General features: G+C 58.6%; 4 protein-coding genes. All 4 read right to left on the reverse strand.

The window, feature by feature from the left end; all coding sequences use genetic code 11:
• Nucleotides 1-611, reverse strand: a 611-nt coding sequence (locus tag EN993_RS33660) for a TRAP transporter large permease subunit (RefSeq protein WP_127266036.1), incomplete at its 3' end; no start/stop codon positions are given.
• Nucleotides 608-1,102, reverse strand: a complete 495-nt coding sequence (locus EN993_RS33665) for a TRAP transporter small permease (RefSeq protein WP_127266037.1) — start codon at nt 1,100-1,102, stop codon at nt 608-610. The genes EN993_RS33660 and EN993_RS33665, both read right to left, overlap by 4 nt.
• Before the next feature lie 28 nt (nt 1,103-1,130).
• Nucleotides 1,131-2,108 (reverse strand): TRAP transporter substrate-binding protein, encoded by a 978-nt coding sequence (locus EN993_RS33670; RefSeq protein ID WP_127266038.1) that lies wholly within the window; start codon nt 2,106-2,108, stop codon nt 1,131-1,133.
• A 42-nt stretch (nt 2,109-2,150) separates the two neighbouring features.
• Nucleotides 2,151-3,169: Gfo/Idh/MocA family oxidoreductase (locus EN993_RS33675; protein ID WP_164757985.1), on the reverse strand; the 1,019-nt coding region annotated here is incomplete at its 5' end.

Here is a 3,169-nt window from a genome sequence, read left to right on the forward strand (position 1 = left end):
CCTTGCTCGCGAGGCATTTGTCGCCAAGCCGCGATGCCAAGTGTGAGAGCCATCATTGCGACAAGGTTCACCAGGGCCGGGACGACGCCCGCAAGAAACAGCGCACCGACGGAGATGTTGGCCACCACGCCGACGATAATCAGATCGATCGAAGGGGGAAGAAGATGACCCGTGGCGCCTGCTGTCGCGGTGACAGCCGCGGCGAAAGGCATCGGATAATTGCGCTTGCGCATTTCGGGAATTGTCACCGATCCGATGGCAGCCGTGTCGGCGCTGGCCGATCCGCAGACCCCAGAAAGCGCGAAGGTGGAGAGCAGGGTCACCGGCGCAAGGCCGCCGCGCAGCCCACCGATGACAAGCAGCAACACATCAACCATGCGTCGGGCGATACCGCCGCGTGTCATGATGCGACCGGCAAGGATGAATAGGGGAATGGCCAAAAGGGGGAAGGAATCCAAACCTTCGGTAAACTTTTCGGCCAGCAGCACGATCGAGTCGTCAGCAATCATGATGAAGCCGACGAGTGCGGCCATGCCAATTGCGATCGCAACGTCGAAGCCGAACAGGATCCCGCCAAACAGCAAGATCATGGAAAGGGCTTGGGCACTCATTTCCGATCCCTCCCTTCACGGCGGGTGGCGGCAATGCGAAGGATAACCGCCACGAACATGCCGGCCGCAGCAATCGGAAGCGCGACCATGGGATATGCATAGGGGATACCGAGCATCTGGCTGCGATTGTCGGCAAGGTCCATACAGAACCGAATCCCCGAATACAGAAAAAACGCCAAGAAGATCAATGTCGCCAGGCTGATGAAAGTATCGATCGTGCGACGCATCCTCGGCGACAGCAAGCCGGTAAGCAGTTCCATACGGAAATGCGTTCGGGCGCTGACAGCGAGGATCGCGCCGATCGACGCGACCCAGACGAGGAGGAGGCGCGAGACCTCCTCCGTCCAGGAAACCTGGATGTGAGCGACGTAGCGGTTGAGCACCTGCAGAGCGATGCAGAACACGACTGCCGTCATGACCGTCGTCGCTGCAACCTTCGCGATGAGGCTGGGCGCCTTTGCGTCCTCATCGGCCATAGGCTGACCCGCCATAGCTCGTTCTCCTTTTCACGCCAGCCGGTTACTGCGCCTGAATGCGCTTCACCATGTCGGCCACCGTGGGTGAGGAGATATTCGCGTACAGGTCGGCGACGCCTGCCTCGAACTTGGCGTGGTCAACCTCGTTGTAGACCAGACCGTGCTCCTCAAGGAACTTACGTGCCGACAAGGCTTGTTCAGCCATTGCCTGGCGCTCCACCTTGGTCGCTTCTGTGCCGGCCTCCAGTACGACCTGCTGCAAGTCGGGTGGCAGCTTGTCGAATACCTTTTTAGAAAATACGTAGGCGGCGCCGAGATAGAGATGATTGGTCAGAGAGACGTATTTCGTGACCTCGTAGAACTTCTCAACCTGAAGATCGACATTGTCGGTTTCCGCCCCGTCGATCACCTTCTGCTGGAGAGCGTTGTAGATTTCGCCAAAGGCCATCGGTGTAACTTCCGTGCCGAAGCCTTTGAACGCATTGATCATGACCTCGCTGTTGATGATGCGAAGCTTGAGATCCTTCAGGTCGTCCGGCGTGGTGACCGGGTGTTTGCCGTTCCACACGCTGCGCGTGCCTGAAAAGCCCCAGCCCAGCAATTTTACGTCAAGCTTGTCTTCAACTTCCTTGGCAAGATCCTTGCCAACATCGCCGTCCATCACTTTGTAATAATGGTCCATGCTTTTGAACAGAAACGGGTAGTTCAATGCATCGATGTCAGGAACGAAAGGCGCAAGTCCGGCGGCGGCAGAGGTCGCCTGGGCCGCAACAAGGCCATTACGCACCATGTTGTTGACTTTGTCTTCCGCGCCGAGCTGCGCCGAGGGAAAAATCTGCACCTCAATGCGACCGCCACTCTTCTCTTCGGCGATCTTCTTGAAGGCCTCGAACCCCTTTTGATAGGGATGGTCGATGCCGCCATTGTGGCCGACGCGAAGTTCAAACTCGGCCGCGTTGGCTGCGGCGGCCGTCAGGGCAGCCGTGGCTGCAATCAGGAAAGCGCTCAGGATCGTCTTCATGTTACCCTCTCTGGTTATGCTTGCGGTTCTTATGGTCGCCGCTCAGCGGTGGAATTCGGAAGTCTTTACCTCTCTCCCCTCTTTGGCCGAGCGGTAGATTGCATCGGTCAGGTAGAGGGCACGCAGATGATCGTCGGCGCTCTCCTCATTGGCTTCGCCGCGGACAAGTTTGTCCGTGATCAGCTGCAGTTGGGTGCGGTGACGCAGTGTCGGGAACCCGCGCGGATCAGCGTTGTCCCCGAAACCGAAGCCGGCTGGCGCGTCAATCGTCTCGCCGCCGCTGCGCAGCCCCTGGAATACGATCTGATCGTACTCGCCATTCATCGAGATCGTGCCGTCGGTGCCCACGATCGAGACGATGTGGCGCTGGGCAGGATAAGCTGCAGTGGAACTGCTGACGATGCCAAGCGCGCCATTGTCGAATTTGAGGGTTGCAACCGCGAGGTCCTCTGTCTCGATCTCGTGGGCAGCGGTTTTGACATGGGCAAAAGTCGATTCGACCGGGCCAACCAAATACTGGGCAAGGTCGAGGAGGTGCGTGGTCTGCGTCATCAGGCAGCCGCCGCCCTCAAATTCCTGAGTGCCACGCCAATAGTCCCCAGCGTAGTACTCCGGCGTGCGATACTCGTTGTCGATCACATTGACGAGGATGATGCGACCAAGATCACCGCTCTCGATGCTGGCCTTGATCTTCCTTGAAGCTTCCGCATAACGCATCTGATAGATGACAAAGAGTTCGACGCCGCTCTGCTGGCACGCATCGATAATCTCTCGGGCGCGCTTTGAGGTTATTTCCAGGGGCTTCTCAACAATCACATGCTTGCCTGCCTTGGCCGCGGCGATCGCGAAATCCCGGTGCAGCCCGTTCGGCGTAACGATGATCACGGCATCGATTTCCGGATCGGCGAGCAGCTCGGCGCGATCAGAATAAGCCTTTTTTGCCCCATAGCGGGCACGGAAGGCCTCCGCCTTTTCGGCATTGCGCGCAAAGACTGCCTGGAAGACGGCGCCTTCCACATGCGGCAACTCGATCGCATGTGTTTCGGCTCCCATCCCCGCGC

The sequence above is a fragment of the Mesorhizobium sp. M7D.F.Ca.US.004.01.2.1 genome (assembly GCF_003997785.1).
In the GTDB taxonomy this organism is placed as follows: domain Bacteria; phylum Pseudomonadota; class Alphaproteobacteria; order Rhizobiales; family Rhizobiaceae; genus Mesorhizobium; species Mesorhizobium loti.